The following is an 18,062-nucleotide window of genomic DNA, read 5'->3' as shown; positions in this document are numbered from 1 at the left end:
CTCACCCGTCCCGGCGGTAAAATGTGTACTCCTCGCGATCGATGACCGCCGAGGGATCGACGCCGGTTCCATCGACGGCGTCGATGAATTGCTTTGGGTAAATCCTCACTACCCCCGCCGGATCTGCGCCGGCTTCCTCGAGCATCTCCAAAGCGGTCGCGTTGTCAGTCACGGTTGGCTGCTCGCCCTCCAGCCTTTGCACGTCGGCCACGCTGTCTCCGACATCCATCTGGTCATCTAACGCAGGTTCAATCACCTGCTTACGTGCTTCTTCAGCCATGTTCTCCAGACTGATCAGCGCGTTCCGCATCTTTGCAAGCGCGTTGGCGTTGGTCGTGTCTATGCCGCGATCAGCCACGGCCTCGGCGTAGCGGGCCGCATCTTGGAGCGTCCCAGGGTCCGGGCGTACCATCGTATCTGGACCGTTAGGGGAAGTCCAGTGTATAGCTTTCTGCAATCTTGGCCATTAAATAGTCCATTTGGCCTCTTCTCGAGAGATGCCTTTGTCGACGTAACGCTCAATGACTCGGGCACGTGTCTGACGTTCCCCGAACTACTGTGAGGGGATATGCAGCCATACCATGTGTGATGCCATCTGTACAATCCGGTGAGTGCAATTCAACTATCATGGTGTCTCAAGATAGTCGCCGGCGAAGGCGGTCGAGTAGTCTGCTTGAGGATGGTTTCTCCTCTTCTGAGGCCCCACCAACCTCTTCACGAGACGGGAGGCCGTCATCGCCAGCCGGATTCTCCCCGTCGTCCTTCCCCCGGCCATTCGAATGTAGCTCGGCACTGTCGTTGGATTCACTGTCACCATTTCGTCCAGTCGAGGACTGGTGTATTGGGTTACTTCGACTCCCGTTGCTGGTGACAGTGTCTGGGCCCCTCATTTCTCCGAGGAGAGTCTTCTCGCTGGCAGGGTCAATCCCGAGAACTGTCCGATACTGATGAAGACAAGCCTCTAATTCTGCAATCCGCTCACGCTTCTCGTCAAGTTCACGCTGCTGACGTTGTACCTTTGCGGCTAAACGACGAGCGTCGTCAAAGGCGTTAGTATCCACGGGATCAGAACCAGCGTCATGAGCTGGCTCCTCCGAGAGTGCCGTCTCACCCAGATTTTCGTCTCGGTCGTCGGGTATTGAACGCTCATGGTCCGTTGGCGGTGTGTAGTAGTCATCAATAGTCAGGAGCGTCCGGGCGATACAGACGTCCCCATAGGTCGCGCCGTTCGCGAAGTGGACTCGATCCCACTTGCCCCGGTAGAGGCCGGAATCGCGGAACAAGCGATCCATCCGTTCGGGATCGCCACCGGTCCAAAACCCCAGGTAGAAACACAGTCCCATGTCTGCCTCCGACTGTGACGGATATCGGCTCTCGGGCGAGGCCCAGAGTTCCCTGTCTCCATCGTAGAGTGCTGCGATGGTGTCGCCACTTTTCGAGGCCATCGCCTGCTCCAAGAGTGCGTCATCATCGAGGTCAACACCTGGACCGGCGATTTCGTCGAGTGTAGTGGGAGGATCATCGGGAAGGACATCTACGCTGGAACTGTGCAGGGCGACTTCGAGCGCCGGATCTTCTATGTCCGGGAAATCGAGGCCATAGCGAGCATACAGACTCGACTTCGAACCGAGAGCTTGTGGTTTCCCGTCACCGAGTTCTTTATTGGGTCCATCGCCAGTAGATTCTCCACCTTGTGCCTCGTTTCCAGTCTCCGCTGCCGCGTCGACTGCCTGGTCAAGGTCAACTGCCTCAGTATCCGAATCGGGTGATGTCTGAACGTATTCGTAGTGAACACCGAGCAATGCGTCTTGCCGGCGAGCAATCGTCTCAGGCGTCCCGTCGACATGGTTGGTCGTGACGGTGAAGAACCGAGCCTCGTCGTACATCTCGACGTCACCACGCCGATTACGACCCGCCGGAAGTTCTCCTTCGAGGAGGACGTGAACACCGCGTCCAGATGGAGAGACCTCAGTATAGGAATCAAGCCGCTCGACGATGTCACGGGCCCAGTCAGTGAGGTCGCCGGTAGCAGGATCACGGCAGTCATCCAGGTCAACGCCGACGATAGATATCTTGGGGGTGAAGACGAATCCAATCCCATCCGTATCGACACGGTCGCTCTGATGGAACTCGAGCGCACTCTGGCGATCACGCCACGTTGCGGGGTCTGTCGCACTGGCGTTCGATGTCCCGCTGGTGTGGTAGGGCTTGATCGGAACCTTTGTCGGCTTTCCATCACGTTCGACCTCCTGCCAACAGATCCATTGCTCACACTCGGCCAATCTATCTGGAATCAAACGCTCGTCGATTTCACTGCTGGACATGGATGGAACGGGGAACTGCTTCTGTCGTATTCACGGCCGATTCGGTATCGCGATAAATCTCAGTGCGGCGCTGTGCGCTCTGTGCCCCCTCCGAAACGAGCCCGTGCGCCCAAAACCGTATGACTGCGCGCTGCTCGTGCGGACCTGCGTTCCCTCTCCTTCCAAGACCTATTCTAGGTGTTTCGTCGATAGACGCAGGAAAGCAGGAGGTCGCTTTAGAGACTCTATAGAGCGCCCGGTGCGCCCAACTAGTGACGCAGATCATGGCCCTCTGAGTCCTCCTCAGCTTGGTCGACTGATTCGATGATATTGCGACCGCCGACGAATCGCCATTCGCGGGGATTGTCGAACGCCTCCTCGGAGAGACGTGCATAGTTTTTGGTAGTTTTGTGAGGGACGTTCTCAAGGCGTCCAGCATCGGCCAGTGCTCTGATGATTTCGTGGGCGACGTCCGTATGCGGGACTACCCACATCTTCCTGACCCCTTCGAACGATGCGAGATCGTCGTAGTGTTTGACCATCAATTCCGGACGGATATTCGTCACCACCTCAGCTATCACCGCAAGCGTTCGGCTTCCGTCGTCACGCGGAAGGAATGCGGCGACGTCGAAGACCATCCCGCCGGCCATCGGCTCGTAGTAAGTTTCGACGAGAAGTCCCCGATTTCGCAGGTGGCGGGCGATGTACTCGACGTAGACCTTGTGAGCCGTTTTCTCGAAGAGGTCTCCGTTGTTCCGGCCCGCGTAAATCTTCCTGCTGACTGCGGCCTGTCCCGCTGGAGGCACGTAGTAATACTTCCGACCGTACACACGCTGGATTTCGAGGAGTCCGTCTTCCACCAACTGCTCTTCGTCAACCTCTCCCTCTATCGCATCCCGGATGGCCGTCATCGACTGCGTCAGATCGTACCCGTCCAGTTCGCCGTTGATCCCTGCGATCACGTCTCGAAGGAACTGCCGTGCTGTGTCTGTCAGGTCACTTGTCCGGTCAAGATTCTTCGCAGGCCCCGGTGTCGCTGGAAGATCAGAGACGTGGTGTGTGGCATCTGCGGTAGGGCCCTCCGTTCCGGAGGTGTCCCTCTCCTTCGACTCATCCAAGTGATCCTGTGATGGCGAGCCGGTTCCGAGAACGGTTCCGAACTCGTTGGAAGCCCCACCAATAGCAGAGTCGGGATGGAGCTCCACCTGAGAGTCGTGTTCATCCGAGTTCCGGGGCTCGTCTATTTCTTCGGAGTCTGGCCTGTCGGGATTCTGGTCTCCGTCCGGACGCCTCGGAGGTCGTTCAGTCGTCGCGCTGTTCATCGGCCCGGTTCCATAGCGGGCTGCACGCTGGGCGGCATCCGGCGGGCTGTTGACGCCTGGGACGAGACAATACGTGAATCGAGTACGTGACCACTGGAGTTCGTCTGCCTCCTGGAAAGTCATCTCTGCCGTCGGAGTGTACGTGCCCGCATCGACCGACTCCTCTCCATCGGTGTGTCCGTCCGGGACGGGTAGCGGCTTGAGTGTCACCAGTTCCGGCGTGTCGGTCATAAAGCCGGTGTCGGGTAGCTGTGCGAGCCACTCACCGCGAGGGAGTGACGCAATCCGATTCGAGAGGGCGACAGCATCGAGTTCTTCGTGGAACAGCGTCGTCGCCAGCTCATCGTCGATTGCGAGCTTGCCGATGAGCTTGGTGTTGATGTTGCGGAGAATTTCCTTGTAGGCCCGCGTATCGAGTGCGTCACGTTTGACCTGCTCCGGGAAGTGAACGATAAGCTCGAACGCGAGAGCGAACTCACGAGCGTCAGGAATCATCTCGTCACGGACGAGACTGGACTGCATAATCGGTGCGGCCTCGTCGATGATCAGGTTCACACAGTAGCCGTCGGCAGGTCTGAGGACAGTCCGGTTCCATCGCTTCCGGAGTCGCACCCACGACCAGAGGTAATCCAGCATCAGCACCGTGAAGACGTTGCTCGACGCGGGTCGGAACTCACCGGTATCGATCAGCACGACCGACTTCGAGTCGAGGAGCCCATCGAGGTCAAGCAGCATCTGCTCGTCAGCATACCGCTGGGCTTCGCCGTCCCATTCGGGAACGAAGTTTAGCATCCGCCAGATGAAGTCCCGCTCTTTCAGCTTCGTGATGCGGTTGAGAACGGCATCGATAGACGTGGCGAACCGGCGTTCCTCGGCACTGAAGTGGCGCGTGAGCGTCGCGTGAAGCTCTGGATCGCTGACCTCTGGAACTTTCTGGTCGGTCTGCATCTTCGTAGCTGCATCGAGGAGGTCGCTGATGGCGTATGCGTCTTGGCCGTACACCGGGTCGAACAACGCACTAATGAGGTTGCTAAGAATCTCCTGTGCGACGAATGCCTGGTTGTGTTGTTCGTCACCAAGGACGTACTCCAGCAGTTCATTGTAGCGGTCGATTTTCTCCTGAACAGCTGCCTCACGGCTCATGCCGGCCGCAATCTGGGGCCGGATGTCGAAGAACGGGAACGCGGGCAGTTCGCCGTTCGGCCCTGGAACCGGGAGATGGACGATGTCGTCAAGATCGCCAAACTGCCGGAAGTGCGCTCGTTTGTACTCTGTCGCCATGCTGCCGCCCTTCTTGTCGAAGATGAATGTCGGCCCGTCGAGTTGGTCGTACGCGCTGAGACCGTCGTTGATCATCGCGGTCGTCTTCCCGCCACCCGTCGTCGACGCTCTGAGTACGTGATGGGTGAGTTGCTCCGCAGTGAGACTGATGGGGATGTTGTCGCGGTCGGGCGATGCCGTTTCAGCCTCGCCGATGCACATCCCAGAGTCGAATTCCGCAAGCAACTCTTCGTCGGTCGCGGTGAGCGGCGAGCGAGCGTCTGGAGCGCCACCAGACGCACCACGGCTCGCCTTCGGCAGCGCGCCCGTGCTGGGTACAGTTACGAAGTTCGCGAGTTCGTCCGGGCTAGCCACGATGATCGGGTTCTTGCTCTGGAAGCGCTCTCGAATACTCGTCGTACTCAGTCGCGACCGGCAAAAGACATCGAACTCACCCCCGACGTGGCCGATATTCGCCCCCTCGACGCCGTAGTACGGACCACTGAGAGCGGTGAATGCTCCTGTGATGCCGTTCACAATGCTCGGTTCGCCGGCCGCTCGTAGGGAGACGTCGAACGTCACGGTCGGCTGTTTCAGGTCGATCTGTCCCATGCGGCTGTGTCGGGTTGATTGTCCGTCCCCGCCGCCGGAGATGGTGCCACCGATCTGCTCGGGCGTATCGGGCCGGTGACGCTGCCGTCGCTCTTCTTCCGATGTGCCAAGGAGCATCGCGGCTGCCTCCTGCTTGAACGAACTCAAGACACCAGTCGTCCCCATCTTGAGATTCCGTTTCTGGACCTCTGCTTCCTTCGTCCAGTCACGACGAGGTGTGAAGACGGCCTGGAAGACAAACGGTTCGTCCGTCTCCGTGGCTTGTTCGAGGAGGACACTCAGCGGTGACCGGAACGAATCCTCGATATCGACTGAGATCTCGCTGAATTGCGAGAGCAACGTCATCCAGTCGTTGTTCTTCGTCTCAACGCCCTCCCAGCGAACCATCGCCGGCGGCGTCGGGTCGCCATTCGCGCCACGTCGAGATTCGTCGCCAGTATCTTCAGCTGTGTCGAGAAGGTCTGGTTCGAAGCCGTCCAGTTCAACGAGTTCGTCGATACCGTCGAATGCGGCCAGATCCGCGAGCGTCGCACCAGCGGGCTCGACGTCGTCGACGAAGATGTCGGTCGTGGCGAACGGGACGATTTCGAAGTGGAAGCTCTCGGGATACATCGCCCGAACGTTCGCTGCAAGGTGTTCGAGTGCCTCGACCTCGTAAGGCCGAACGCCGAGGTAGAAGTCGAAACGACGGGTATCTGCTGGCTTGTGAATCAGGAACTCGAACGTCCGCTGCGTGCTCACGAACGAGAGCCGGCGTTCGAGATGGAACGGCATCTCTCGGCCACTGCCAGCTCGATAGAGGCCATAGAGTCCCTTGACGACGTGGTCTGGCGTTACCTGCTCACGAGCCGGAGTGATTTTGATATACGGGCGGAACCCATCATCGTCAGCGTTGTCGGATAAGTCACCAGAACCAGGCCCGTCCAAATCACCGTCCGATTGGGTTGGTTCATTGACCGGGGAAGTGGTTGAGTGACTCTCGTCGGCTCCACCACTGGCGTCTCGATCATCCCCGTCTGGGCCGACGTTGTCACTCGTCCGACCGTGGATACGTGTCGAAACCGCGTTCTGGATCTCGGAGTCATCGATATCTGGTAGCCGTGGTTCATGCTCTCCAGAGCCAGATCGACGGTACGGTCCCGATTCGTTTGTCATGAGGACCACCACTCCGGGGGAATCAGCGACCACGGTTGAGGGAATTCTTGCGCAGCGAGTAGCTGGCTGAGGCGGCGATACAGCGGATTGTGGGTTAGTGTGTACATGTTTGGAAAGAGGGTCACGGTAGAAATGGTGAGCAATGCTGTGGAGCGACCAGCCGGGAAGCAGTTCCACCGACTAGGTAAAGTGCACGTCTCGGCGGGTGGAATACACCGCAACGGCGGTATGAAATCCGGTCACGAGGCGCCTCGAAAGGAATCACGTTCTGGGACCGTCGGACTCACCCTGCGATGAATTCGAGGAGGGAAATGAGTGCGCCGAGGCCGAAGTACGCGATGACCATTGCACCGCCGCCAAGCGTCAGCTTCATTCCCGTCTCGGAGCGCTGGGAGTTCGTCCGAGCAGTGAGCCAGACGATGATTCCAAGTACCAGTACAGTGAGGCCAGCGTACTGGAGCGTCGTGTAGACAACGTCGTAGAGATTAGTAAGAATCGTCTCCCAGCCAGCGACAGAACCACCGGACCCACCGGTGGGGCCTGTCGATTGTGCGGCTGCTGGGCTGACGAAGAACATCAGCGAGAGGAAGGCGGTGACGAGAAGGCTCTCGAATTCACGGACTCGCCGGAAACGGCGGATACTATTCGAATCGGTGTCGGGGTCTGTAGTGTGCTGGGTCGTCATTGCACACCGGGCGTAAGCTGGAAGTTATAATATTTGTTTCAGGAATGCGGCTTTCGCAATCTTACAGCGGCCGCAAGGTTGCGGCGGGCGCACAGGTGCGCAGATTTTCGGCAATATATGCGCTCTATGAGGGTATTGAGGGGAAACAGTTATGCTTGGTACACACCCACACAGATTGAGCAAGTAGTTGCGGTCCCGATCTGTAGTCGAACAAGAGTGACCACCATGCCGTATACCACTAAAAGGGGTAGGCTGAACAGCCAGCGGGGACAGTCGCGATGAGCCGATACTCGATTCCTGTGAAAGAAGGAACGCGCGACCGCCTTCGGGCGTACAGCAACCGAAACCTCCTCGACCGACAGTCCTACGACCAAGCAGTGAACGAACTGCTCGATGAGATAGAGTTCGCCTCGGCTGAAGAACTCAACGCGCAGTACAGAACGTTCGAACGAGGTCGCGTCTAGCTCCTCATTCTGCCATCGACAGAGTGGGGGACAGCCGTCATCGGCCGATACGCGACTTACATCCCGAATTTTGGGGTTTCGCAGAAGACACCACAGAATAGTTTTCAGAGTGTTGATTTACTCCCCATGTCCGGACAGTACAGACGAAATATGGCCCCTCGGGGTCAGGAGAGGCCACTTGGTTGCCTCTGACAATTCAATGGACACACTGGGTTGGGAGCTGTTCGAGTGAAAGGTAGTGTGTCCACATGACCCTGTCTGGTCAACCCATATAACTGCCAGCTATCCTGCAAGTCAAGTGGAACTGAATGGTTTTACTATTTCTACCCAATGCTGGCAGAAGAGCAACTGAACTAACGTACCCGTCTATCGGGTAAATCGACGGCAAGGTCACGAAATTGAGACCGTTGGCGAGGGCTACGCTAGTTGTGAGGATCAGCGGCAAACAGACACTGTTCAGCAATCCCGGAATCGGGATGCCAACATTTCAGAACGCCGTGGACTTACCGCACCCTCCTAAGGCCTTCAGTAGTCCACTCTGGTTGGTTTTATACTGATTAGTGTACACATCTGCCGCATTGGGATTCTACTCCTCGGATGTATTTATCAGTATCTGTTTTATGAATTTTGAATGGCACGACCTGCATTGAAATGCAGATGTCCCTACAATCGTGTGGAGTGCGGAATACGCACATTCTGAGTGTTTTTGCTTTCCAGTAACTGAATAGGAGGAACAATGCCGTCTGTCTCTGAGGTCATTGACCCCGCGTTTCGGCTGTTCACTGTCGCAGAGGTGACGGCCAGATATCTGGCGATGATTTTCCTCGTCGTCGGAATCATCGGCTTCTTCACCACGAAATCGGACTCACGTCTGTCAATCCGCTATCGGGGAATGATGATCGGAGCCGCCGCCGCTCTCGTTGCAATCCTCGGTATCAACGCGTTCTATGATCTCGTAGCCTTCATCATGGGAGAGACTGGGTTTCTCCCACCGGCTTGGCCTTACGGGGCGAGCGAGACTTCTGGACTGCTCCCAATAGCCCAGGCAGCGTCAGGAATCCTATCTTATCTGGGTCTGGCTTGCTTTTCGCTAGGGGCTGCACTCTGGGCTGGTGGCTCACGTCACAGTCGAACCTGTGCTCGCGGGTACCGCGGTGTAACATGGGGTCTTGTGATGATTGGCATCTCAATGGGAGGAACACTATTCTCTGTCTTTGCAGGCATCTACGGGATCTGATTGTTCGATAGAAGGGTCTATCACAGAACGATTCAGACAGATAGTTTCTGCCGAACTACAACGAATTAGCCGTTCGGTAGGCCTGCTCATTGAGCGCCAGCTCCTCTGGCAGATACAGAGAGTGTTGAAAACAGGGCGCATATACAGCACTCTTAGCCGTGGTCAGCAAGCCAGTAGAAATGCTCCATTTTCTCTACACGGAGGTGGAAATAGAACTCACTCCAAAACTTTAAGTGAATTAAGAATGAAGTGTGTATTGAGGTGCAAACGCATAAAATGCCAGATATAAGATTCAGCGTTAACGATGAGCAGTATCAGGAGCTAACTGAAATCAAAGAAAAGCATGGGTTGGAATGGAAAGGACTCATGCTGTTCGGTGCAGACGAACTTAGCGACGAAATTGAGGTTAATACCCCAGAGTCCCCACGATTCCTAGGACTAACGTACAATAAAGAGGACGACCAGCGCGTCTTTCCAGACCCAGAGGATGACCGACTCGGAGCGTTCAAAGGTGGATGGACAAAAGCCGCAAACGGCGAGACGTTCGGAGACTCAACGTATGAGTCGTTGTCATGGCATAACCTCGGTTGGCGGCTTGGGAGGTTGTTCGATTCTAATTCAGGCCACGACGCTTCTGGGGAATTAAAGCGCGAACTCTACCTGTGGTGCGTTGAGCACCAACTTGAGGCGGCCAAAGAGACTCCTGAAACCGAATAAAATCGGTTTTCCGTAGCTCAGGCTTCCCCCCGTGCTGAAGCTCTGTATCTCGCACGGCGTTCCTGACAGTTGTCGGGTAAGTCAGCGGGTTGGCTGATATGTGAGTTCACTGTATTGACCGAGGGGCTGATCCACGTGTCAGTGTAATCGAACCGCCCCATACATCCTAAAAGAATCCCAGTTCATTGAAAGATGGTCAAGCGGGTTTCTCACGCATGAATCGCATCCAGAACAGCGCGAAGATTCCGAGGACGAGCCATTCTATGAAGACGACCGTATTCGAAATCGCCGCATCGAGATAGCCGAAGAGGTCGGTACTCCCTGCAACGAATGACGCGGGCGAGACGCCATATGAGCGAGCCTCCAGATAGTACTGGGAACGAGACTCGCGCCAGTTATCGCCCGCAAAGTGAGCACGAACCAGTGTTCCTGAGATAGGGGCTGTTGCCCGTCCGTTCGCATCCGTCGTCACGTTTTGTACGCTGGCTCCATCGAGACTCAGCAGTCGGTTCGGGATTGGGTTCCCAGCAGAATCGGAGAGGAACATCTCGGCCGTCCCGGCACTGTGATTCATTGTAATCGTAAGTTGTGACTCCTGATAGCGAACGACACTCACAGAGGTATCGACGGGAAGCCCCCAGACATCGCCCGCCTGAGCACTTACCGTCTCGCCCATCGTGCGGTCCGTGCTTTTCAGGATACCTGCGTACTGGTCGTAGAGGTAGGTCGGTTCCGTATTCTCGGGGGCAACGATAGTACTCGGTAGCGACGCTGACGGAACAGATCGGTTCTGAGCGGCGTATGTCGTCTCCCACCAGATACGCTGGTCTGCAGATTGTTCAGCGAGAACGCCTACGCTCGCAGGACTCATCCGATATCGAAGCATCGCCGGGTACGCCCCGTCGTATGAGTGTGAGGCATCGACCTGGGTCGTCCCACTTCGGGTTCGCTCTTCGACGTGCGTATTCCGAGCGACGGAGTAGAATCGCCACGGCGCCGTAACGTACATCGTTTTCTCGCCGATCTGGGTTTCGATATCCTCCCAGGCAGCTGCGCCGGCCGCGAGACCCTGCTCGCCGCTCCAGTTCACTGCGACAATATCTCGACCCGGTCGGTCGTACACCTGGACGTCGATAGAGAGGTCGTCGCTGTTGACCGTTTCAATGGGGACAGAGTATTCGAGTTCGACCACCCGATTGACCGTCCGTCGCGTGTCCCACTCGGAGCACTCCGAGCTAGATACGCCATAGTGAGTTTCCATCTCAACCTCGATTCGAAGAGTGGCAGTGAGGTCGTAGGTTCCTGGCGGGAGGTGGCGAGGTCGAGAGGTTGTGTAATTCATCGTCGTCCACATTCCCGGCTGGCTTCTGTCCAGACTGTTATTACCCGCTGACACGTTCACAACCGACGCGTTCGAGTCGATAATCCGGTAATTGGCCCAGCGATTCAACGACGCGGTGCCGTTGGAGGTAGCCGTCGTGTTCCCCTCCTCGGTTCGACGAGTGACGGTGCAGCTTCCGCTCTCGCTGTAATCAGCTGGCGCCTCTACGCGGTAATCCCACGGAATATACGTAGTGAATTGTTGGCTCTGGGTGACGTACCGACCGTCGTGCCAGACACCCGGGATAACGTCGATGTTGCCGACATACGCATCACGGACAAGCGAATGAGAGCCCGACTGCCACTGGAGGTCAACGTCCGCGCCGTCGGTGGTTGGGAATACCTCAACGCCGTTCTGTGTAGGCACGACAGAGGTACTTCGCGCTGCAGAGTCACTGGGTGCCAGTTCGGAGTGTTGAAGCAGCGACTCGATGATCTGGATTTTGCGGTCGATGACAGTACTGTAGTACGAGGAGAGAACGAGCGCCTCGTCTGGATTTGTGACGGTGAGTTCGCCGTCGACTCGTTCGATATCAGCGTTGTACACCGGATTCCACCAGCCGTTCGGGTGTCGGACTTCGACGGTGTACTGGCCGTCGGTACTCGTCGCTCGACTCGGGTCAGCAGTATAGATCGGGAGAATGCGGAACTCTCCGCCCCACCAATCTCGAAGGGGCGTCCACTGGTCCCGGTAGGGGACTTGGACAAATCCGCTGAGGCCGGATTGGTACATATCGGACTCGTTCGCGATAAGCAGTGCATCGCGTGATTGGATGTTCGAGTCCCAGAGTTGGACCGGTTGGGTACCTACGGTCCGATTGACTTCGCTGATTGTTCCGTTCTCGCCGTATTCGTAGACCTGAACGACACTGGATCCCCGACCAGGGTCGGGGTCGTTACTCGCCAATACCCGAAACGTGTCGTCGTAGTCCCTTTCGACACCGGGTTCTGGACTGGGGATGAGCAGATCGCCTGCCGCTGCTCCAATGAGCGCACTGAAGACTAAGAGCAAAGTGATGACGGCGACGACGAGCCGTTTCTTCGCGAAGTTCCCGACAGAATAGATTAAAAGCTGCCTCAGTCGTTTCATATCACGGGCTACTTGACGTAGTTTCGAGTCGGACGAACGGCCCTCACGAGAGTTACCCGAGGACATACTGTAAGAGGTCCACAAACGTCCGGAAGGCGGTCCCGACGACGAACAGCCCGCCGCCAGACATCGCGATTCGTCGACCCCACGCACGGCGATAGAGGCTGTGGCTCCCGAGCCAGGCCATCAGACCTAGTACTAGCAGGACGAGTCCGGCGTAGACGAATACTGTCGCTGTCCACGGCGGGAAATCCAGCATCGAGCTGAAATCGACGACTGCTAATATTGTCTCCGGGCTCGACAGCTGGAATGCGGAGAGATACAGCCAACCGAGGTCTGCGAATGAGCCTAAAACATCACCAGCGATGTGGAATCGTTCCAGTGGGATTGTCAGTGGTCCCGTAACCGGGAGCATCAAATCAGGAAGGTCGCTAGCGAACGGCAGCAAGAGGTGAAAGGGGGAAGGTGTAGGCAGAGTCATCGCTATCGAGGAGGCTGTACCGTGAGAAAAGTCCTCCAAGAATGCGGAAATCGCATGCTTGCTCCTGGCGCAACAGTGCGCCGTCCGCAGGAATACGTCATACGCATTCCTGAAATAAACAAATGGGTGCCTCACCGATGGCTGGTGTGATGCACTACCAAACAGTACCCACAACTGGGGCAGTCCTATCGCTTCCATCCGGAACGCTGCTACCAGTCATGACTGCTATCGAACTATCGCTCCTGAGTGCCGACTCGCTAGTCGAGTGTGCCAGCTGAGGGTGGTGAGTCGAGAATGCCTGAAATCGAGATTCGGTTCAGAAACGAGACCGAGTACCACCGACTCAGATCGATCCGAGACAAGTACGGCGTGCAGTGGCGTGGGATGCTAATGCAAGGGGCCAAGCGTCTCGAAGGGCGAGAGAACTGGTTCACCGCTCGAAATCGAGGCGATGCTGCGACAGCATCTTCTCAAGCCTCCACGACCGATCGGTCACACCAGCACGACAGTCAAAGAAGCGAGGAACTCCCTGAATCTGGCAGACACGAAAGTCCAGATAGCTCTGCTGGGGATCAAAATGGGGCTGCCTCACTGTTCGATTCACGGGGGGCGCTGCGAACGCTCAACAACGGAGCCGACCACGAACGCTCATCCGTGGATGAATTCAGTCCAGTTGAGGTCGAGCGATGACGTCGACGAGGATTATCATCAAGGACGACGAGCAGTTCGCCCAGTTAGACGCGGTTCGCGAACATCACGGCGTCAACTGGCGTGGGATGTTGATCAAGGGAGCCGAGCGATTAGAAGACGGCGGCGTGCTTCCGACCGAAGAGCAAGCCTGTGACGACGCGGAGGGTGATTAGATGCCCGACCCTGTGCCAGTCGCGAGCAATCTTCTGGAGTCGAAGTTCCTCGGGTTCTCGATTACACGCCTCGCAGAATCGCTGGCAATCCCGTTAGCGCCGTGTGCCGTCCTATACACGGTTGGCTTCCCGCTGTTGTTCACCTTCCCGCTGTTCGTCATCGGTATCGGGATCGGCGGGTTGATCTTCGTGAAGACGCCGCCCGGCCAGCGACCGCTTCGGTACGCCCATGCTGTGTTCCGTTTCAAGACTGGATCGAACGTCTACGTCTGGCGCCACCCTGACCCGGAACATGGCGATCTCGGTATTGGAGAGACCCAAGACGACTGGCTCACCCAACCGCGACCGCCGGGATGGGCAGATCACGCAGCGAGTGGCAGTGGAACAGATCTCGCCTACCAAGGCGTCCTTGACGCAACGCGACCAGATCTCGACAGTCCGGCGACGGGAGACGACCGATGAATCTACAGAGTAGCGCAGGTGGTAGCGAGCAGTCCACGCTCGATCTGCTCAACTTCGAGAACGTCCGAGATGGCGGGGTCATCGAGACGCCGACAGCGTACACGATGCTCGTCGAAATCGAGCCCCGCGAGTGGCTGACCCTCTCGGAAGAGCGACGGACCAGCCTCTATATCTCCTACATGACGTTCCTGCGGGGATTGCAGTTCCCGACGCAGTTCCTCACGCTGACAACCCGATTCGACGGGGACCACTACCTCGAACGTTTCATTGGGCCGCAGGCGCTGGGCGCGCCGACGGGACAACCGACAGCCATCCCTGCAGAGGACGGCGGAGAGCTATCCGACGACATCGTCGAGGCTCACGCCACTGACGGGGGCATCGCTGCGACGGGCACGACGCCTCAGCCAGACATCGATCACGTCGCTGACTCGACGCTCCTCGAATACGGGCGCGTGGCTCACGCGGAGTGGCTCGACCGAACGATTGCGCTCGCGAATGTCAGAGATCGTCGATTCTTCGTTGCCGTCGCGGTCATGAAAGAAGAGGACGACGAGGGGGGTCGCTTCGACGCGATTGCGGATGCACTCCCATTCGGTGGTGGTGCGAAGAGCGTCGACGACGAAGACCAATATTTGGACGAGGTCTGGGCTCGCGTACAGCGAGTCGCTTCACAGCTCCCCCGGACTCGCGTCGAAACCTCGATTCTCGATAATCGAGCGGATGTTCTTGATGTCCTCTATCAGGTCTATCGTGGACAAGAGCCCCCGATCTCCTTCGAGCATAGCGTCTTCACCCAGCCCGATGAGAAGACGCTGAGTGATCCAGCGACTGGCGAACAGTTGGATCTCGAAGAAGCGTTTGACAGCGCTGATCGAGAAGCGACACTGCTTGAACCAGACGAGAACCCCGAGCCGCGCCCGGAGACGACAGGTGACCTCCCATATGAGGGACGGGTCCAGACAGAGTACGTCGAACAGGTCGACAACTCGCGAATTCTCGCCTGGTACGCGAGAGCTGTCGGTCCCATCGGTCGCGGAACGAACTATCACTCTCCGCTATCGGTGTACGCTGGTGTCGGGCTGTTCACTGCGAGCCTCCTATTCGCAGTGACAGCACTCGGAGTATTCCTCGGGAGCGGACAACCTGGATCTGAGTCCTACTGGGCCGTCCGCGAGGCCTCCTTCGGTCTCGCAGCGGGAAGCCTTCCGACCTTCCTGCTGAGCCTTGCTGTCCTACTTCCATCGAGCCAGCGAGCGACCATTGTTGGATTCGTCGGCGTCGGTGTGACCGCTGTTGCAGTTTACCTGTTCAGTCAGGCGTACCCCTTCCAGTGGGATAGTACGCCGACGGCGTCGACGGCGTTCGTAATCGAGGTCTATGCAGTTGGGTTACTACTCCTCGTCGTCGGTGTTGCGCTCGCTGTGCGCGGTCGCAGAAGCGTTCTCGAACACTTCGAGGAGCTGGATGAGACAATAGACGACAGTCGAGAAAACGAATCTCCGACGGAGGAGGCAGATGTCTGAGCTACCCGGGCTTCACCGGGAGGCGGTTACTCTGGCTCAACCGGAGCCGGAGGGTAAGAGATGATCAATCGAATCACGCAAGCGTTCAGTAACGATTCACCGGAAGACGGTGACGAACGGCTCCCGATAGATGGCCTGTCGGGTGAAGGAACACAACACGCCCTCGACTACCTGAATCTCCTCGGCAAGGAGACGACGACCGAGAACATCGAGTGGGCGGCCTATCAGCTACAGGCCGACGATGTCGACCTCGCGACGCCGATGGAGACGATGAAAGAGCGTGGCGAACTCGACAAGCGACTCATCGCACCGCGAGTCGTGCAGGACTATCCAGAGTTCCAAATCCGTGATGACCGAATCTCACAGATTCTGACGGTCACCTCGTTCCCCCGAAAGGTGGGACTGGGATGGCTCGTCCCACTCACGCTCGCAGATGTCGATCTGCGACTCTCTTTGCACGTTCGGCCACGGGCCGCAAAGGACGTTCGTCGGCAACTCCAGAAACGATACACGCAGGCCGTTACTTCGGTCGCGGTTAAGCAGAAACGCGGCCGGACGGATACCTATCAGGACGAACTCGAACGACAGGACCTCGAACGGCTCCTGCAGAGTACCATCCGAGGGACGACCAAGCTCTACGATGTCTCGATCTATCTCGAACTCGTCGCAGATACCCAAGACGAACTGGACGAGATGCTCGACCGCGTCGAAGCCATCCTCGCCGAACAGGACGTCGACCTCAGTCCGGTGAAACACCAACAATTGGATGCGATGGGCTCCGTCGCACCACTCGCCACCGACACGATCAACAACAGCCATCCGATCCAGCTCGAAGCGCTGGGGACGTTCTTCAACCTAGTCGAACCGTCCATCTACGATCCAGAGGGGGTCCTGTTCGGGTTCGACGATACGAAGCGCCCGGTCATCCTCGACCGCTACGCTCTGTCGGGGCACTCAATGGCAATTTCGGGTAAGACCGGGTCGGGTAAAAGCTACTTCCGGAAGATGGAGATCTACCGTCGCTTGCTCGGCGATCCGAACGTCCAGTGTATCCTGTTCGACCCCGCCGGCGACGACTACCCACGCTTCGCTCAGTCACTGGGCGGCGAGGTAATCCGTTTCGGTGGGAACTACACGGTGAATCCACTGGACATCTCATCGCCTGCTGAGGCCGAATACGAGGGCGGAGAGGACACGTATGCCCTCACGATTCGGTCTGTCATCGAGATGTTGAACACGCACCTCGAACAGCGTGACGGGATGTCTGCCGGTGAAGAGGGCATCCTGATTCAGGCAGCCCACTACGCCTATCTCTCGAAGGGCATCATCCTCGGAGAGTTCGACACGTACGGCAACGAGTCACCAGTCATCGACGACCTGATTCGGGGCGTGAACGTCATCGCGACCGGCGGTATCGAAGCCGCAACCCAAGCCGGTGTCATCGACGACGAAGAGGTCGAACACTTCCGAGCCCTCGGTGTGTTCGACGACGAACTCGAGGAGGAATCCGTCAGTAATACGGCTGCGAAGGGTGTCCCGTTCTCAGACACGATCGTCTCCCCGACCGAACACCACGTCGCGCTTGCGACCTCACTCCAACCGAAGTTCGAGTCGTTCAAACCCGGCGGTATCAACCACAATCTGAACGGTCAGACGAACCTCGACCTCTCCTCACGGCTGGTCGTGATGGATATGAGTTCGTTCGCCGACACAGGCGAGATGCCGCTCATCCTGCACGCGATGCTCTCGTGGGCGTACCTCGAGGCCAAGCGTTCCCCGTACAAGGTAGACGTGACCTTTGACGAGGCACACTACCTTCTGGGACGACCAGCTGCACGAGACCTGATCAACCTCTACATCCGACACGCGCGCCACTACGAGGCTGGACTAACGCTGATGAGCCAGACAGCCCACGAGTTCGTTCGGACGCCTGAGCGCCGCGAGGTGTACGAGAACTGCGACGTGAAGTGTCTGTTCTACGCTGAATCCGTCTCCGAGGAGACCGCCGAGTATTATGGACTGTCTGCCGACGAGATTCGCTTCATCCAGACAGCGGCCCGTGGACAGGACTCCGACTACTCGGAGTGTCTGCTCGCGACGAGTGTTCACGGTCGACGGCGGCTCGAAATTCGGAGCGGACCGTTCGAACACACGGTCCTCGACGATGCGCTCGACCCGTGGGACTGGCTCGCGGGCGTCAAGGGCGTCGACATCGCCGAGGGGGAGGGCCATGCCCGAAACGTCGAGCTTCACGACGACCTCGATATGACCGACCTTCCACACGTGATGAATCGGGATATGGACCTTCAGATGGCGATGGAAGCGGACTACAAGGAGGAACTGACAGTGGAAATGGAACCCGAGGTCGGTGACTCTGATAGCCAATACCCTGAAAAACCGAAAGACGCAGGTGATGACGATATGGCGTCGGAGGCGTGATGAACCAGATACACCGACAGTGGACGGGAGCGCGCCTGTCAACCGGAAATACACTGGCTCCAAAGGAGG

13 protein-coding genes and 1 pseudogene are annotated in these 18,062 nt (G+C 57.6%); 7 read left to right on the top strand and 7 right to left on the bottom strand.

Features of this window, described 5'->3' with window-relative positions; all coding sequences use genetic code 11:
• Window position 1: 1 nt before the first annotated feature.
• From VJ162_RS15915 to VJ162_RS15900, 5 genes and pseudogenes are all read right to left on the bottom strand, one after another.
• On the bottom strand, window positions 2–412 hold the full coding sequence (locus VJ162_RS15915; protein ID WP_324665710.1) for a hypothetical protein: 411 nt from the start codon (window positions 410–412) through the stop codon (window positions 2–4).
• Window positions 413–635: 223 nt separating this feature from the next.
• Complete coding sequence (locus tag VJ162_RS18615; RefSeq protein ID WP_455429322.1) at window positions 636–1,445, bottom strand: phage NrS-1 polymerase family protein; 810 nt, start codon at window positions 1,443–1,445, stop codon at window positions 636–638.
• 258 nt (window positions 1,446–1,703) lie between these two features.
• Window positions 1,704–2,324: pseudogene (locus VJ162_RS18610) on the bottom strand (hypothetical protein); the annotation flags it as partial.
• 248 nt (window positions 2,325–2,572) lie between these two features.
• Entirely contained in the window at window positions 2,573–6,652 is a 4,080-nt protein-coding gene (locus tag VJ162_RS15905; RefSeq protein ID WP_324665707.1) for a hypothetical protein, read from the bottom strand.
• Window positions 6,653–6,935: 283 nt separating this feature from the next.
• Entirely contained in the window at window positions 6,936–7,337 is a 402-nt protein-coding gene (locus VJ162_RS15900; RefSeq protein ID WP_324665705.1) for a hypothetical protein, read from the bottom strand.
• A gap of 278 nt (window positions 7,338–7,615) precedes the next feature.
• Between VJ162_RS15900 and VJ162_RS15895 the strand changes: the two genes are divergently transcribed.
• The 3 genes from VJ162_RS15895 (at window position 7,616) to VJ162_RS15885 (ending at window position 9,755) form a co-directional block, all read left to right on the top strand.
• The gene (locus VJ162_RS15895; protein ID WP_147439941.1) at window positions 7,616–7,801 is read left to right on the top strand and encodes a hypothetical protein; all 186 of its coding nucleotides are present in this window, start codon (window positions 7,616–7,618) and stop codon (window positions 7,799–7,801) included.
• Between the two features lie 736 nt (window positions 7,802–8,537).
• Window positions 8,538–9,038 (top strand): hypothetical protein, encoded by a 501-nt coding sequence (locus VJ162_RS15890; protein WP_324665703.1) that lies wholly within the window; start codon window positions 8,538–8,540, stop codon window positions 9,036–9,038.
• A gap of 276 nt (window positions 9,039–9,314) precedes the next feature.
• Window positions 9,315–9,755: a hypothetical protein gene (locus VJ162_RS15885; protein WP_324665702.1), complete on the top strand. Its 441-nt coding sequence runs from the start codon at window positions 9,315–9,317 to the stop codon at window positions 9,753–9,755.
• Window positions 9,756–9,951: 196 nt separating this feature from the next.
• Here VJ162_RS15885 and VJ162_RS15880 read toward each other — a convergent pair whose 3' ends face one another.
• Both VJ162_RS15880 and VJ162_RS15875 read right to left on the bottom strand, forming a co-directional pair.
• Window positions 9,952–12,225 carry an Ig-like domain-containing protein gene (locus VJ162_RS15880; protein ID WP_324665701.1) on the bottom strand — a complete coding sequence of 758 codons (2,274 nt, stop codon included), beginning with the start codon at window positions 12,223–12,225 and terminating at the stop codon, window positions 9,952–9,954.
• Between the two features lie 52 nt (window positions 12,226–12,277).
• Window positions 12,278–12,706, bottom strand: coding sequence for a hypothetical protein (locus VJ162_RS15875; protein WP_324665700.1), 429 nt, complete (start codon window positions 12,704–12,706; stop codon window positions 12,278–12,280).
• 686 nt (window positions 12,707–13,392) lie between these two features.
• On the opposite strand from VJ162_RS15875, the gene VJ162_RS15870 reads away from it, so the two are divergent.
• The 4 genes from VJ162_RS15870 (at window position 13,393) to VJ162_RS15855 (ending at window position 17,993) form a co-directional block, all read left to right on the top strand.
• Window positions 13,393–13,569 carry a hypothetical protein gene (locus VJ162_RS15870; protein WP_310901724.1) on the top strand — a complete coding sequence of 59 codons (177 nt, stop codon included), beginning with the start codon at window positions 13,393–13,395 and terminating at the stop codon, window positions 13,567–13,569.
• Window positions 13,570–14,031, top strand: coding sequence for a hypothetical protein (locus VJ162_RS15865; protein ID WP_324665699.1), 462 nt, complete (start codon window positions 13,570–13,572; stop codon window positions 14,029–14,031).
• Between the two features lie 104 nt (window positions 14,032–14,135).
• The gene (locus VJ162_RS15860; protein ID WP_324665697.1) at window positions 14,136–15,554 is read left to right on the top strand and encodes a DUF7139 domain-containing protein; all 1,419 of its coding nucleotides are present in this window, start codon (window positions 14,136–14,138) and stop codon (window positions 15,552–15,554) included.
• A gap of 60 nt (window positions 15,555–15,614) precedes the next feature.
• Window positions 15,615–17,993 (top strand): VirB4 family type IV secretion system protein, encoded by a 2,379-nt coding sequence (locus VJ162_RS15855; protein WP_324665696.1) that lies wholly within the window; start codon window positions 15,615–15,617, stop codon window positions 17,991–17,993.
• The last annotated feature ends 69 nt before the right edge of the window (window positions 17,994–18,062 follow it).

It is taken from the genome of Haloarcula sediminis (assembly GCF_035656455.1).
Classification (GTDB): Archaea; Halobacteriota; Halobacteria; order Halobacteriales; family Haloarculaceae; genus Haloarcula; species Haloarcula sediminis.
This window is presented reverse-complemented; position numbering and strand designations above follow the sequence as displayed.

Bases quoted from the DNA above. Each gene is read 5' to 3' on its own strand.
- VJ162_RS15890 (WP_324665703.1), top strand. From the start codon at position 8,538: ATGCCGTCTGTCTCTGAGGTCATTGACCCCGCGTTTCGGCTGTTCACT.
- VJ162_RS15915 (WP_324665710.1), bottom strand. From the start codon at position 412: ATGGTACGCCCGGACCCTGGGACGCTCCAAGATGCGGCCCGCTACGCC.
- VJ162_RS15855 (WP_324665696.1), top strand. From the start codon at position 15,615: ATGATCAATCGAATCACGCAAGCGTTCAGTAACGATTCACCGGAAGAC.
- VJ162_RS15870 (WP_310901724.1), top strand. From the start codon at position 13,393: ATGACGTCGACGAGGATTATCATCAAGGACGACGAGCAGTTCGCCCAG.
- VJ162_RS18615 (WP_455429322.1), bottom strand. From the start codon at position 1,445: ATGGCCTCGAAAAGTGGCGACACCATCGCAGCACTCTACGATGGAGAC.
- VJ162_RS15905 (WP_324665707.1), bottom strand. From the start codon at position 6,652: ATGACAAACGAATCGGGACCGTACCGTCGATCTGGCTCTGGAGAGCAT.
- VJ162_RS15860 (WP_324665697.1), top strand. From the start codon at position 14,136: ATGCTCGTCGAAATCGAGCCCCGCGAGTGGCTGACCCTCTCGGAAGAG.
- VJ162_RS15880 (WP_324665701.1), bottom strand. From the start codon at position 12,225: ATGAAACGACTGAGGCAGCTTTTAATCTATTCTGTCGGGAACTTCGCG.
- VJ162_RS15895 (WP_147439941.1), top strand. From the start codon at position 7,616: ATGAGCCGATACTCGATTCCTGTGAAAGAAGGAACGCGCGACCGCCTT.
- VJ162_RS15865 (WP_324665699.1), top strand. From the start codon at position 13,570: ATGCCCGACCCTGTGCCAGTCGCGAGCAATCTTCTGGAGTCGAAGTTC.
- VJ162_RS15900 (WP_324665705.1), bottom strand. From the start codon at position 7,337: ATGACGACCCAGCACACTACAGACCCCGACACCGATTCGAATAGTATC.
- VJ162_RS15875 (WP_324665700.1), bottom strand. From the start codon at position 12,706: ATGACTCTGCCTACACCTTCCCCCTTTCACCTCTTGCTGCCGTTCGCT.
- VJ162_RS15885 (WP_324665702.1), top strand. From the start codon at position 9,315: ATGCCAGATATAAGATTCAGCGTTAACGATGAGCAGTATCAGGAGCTA.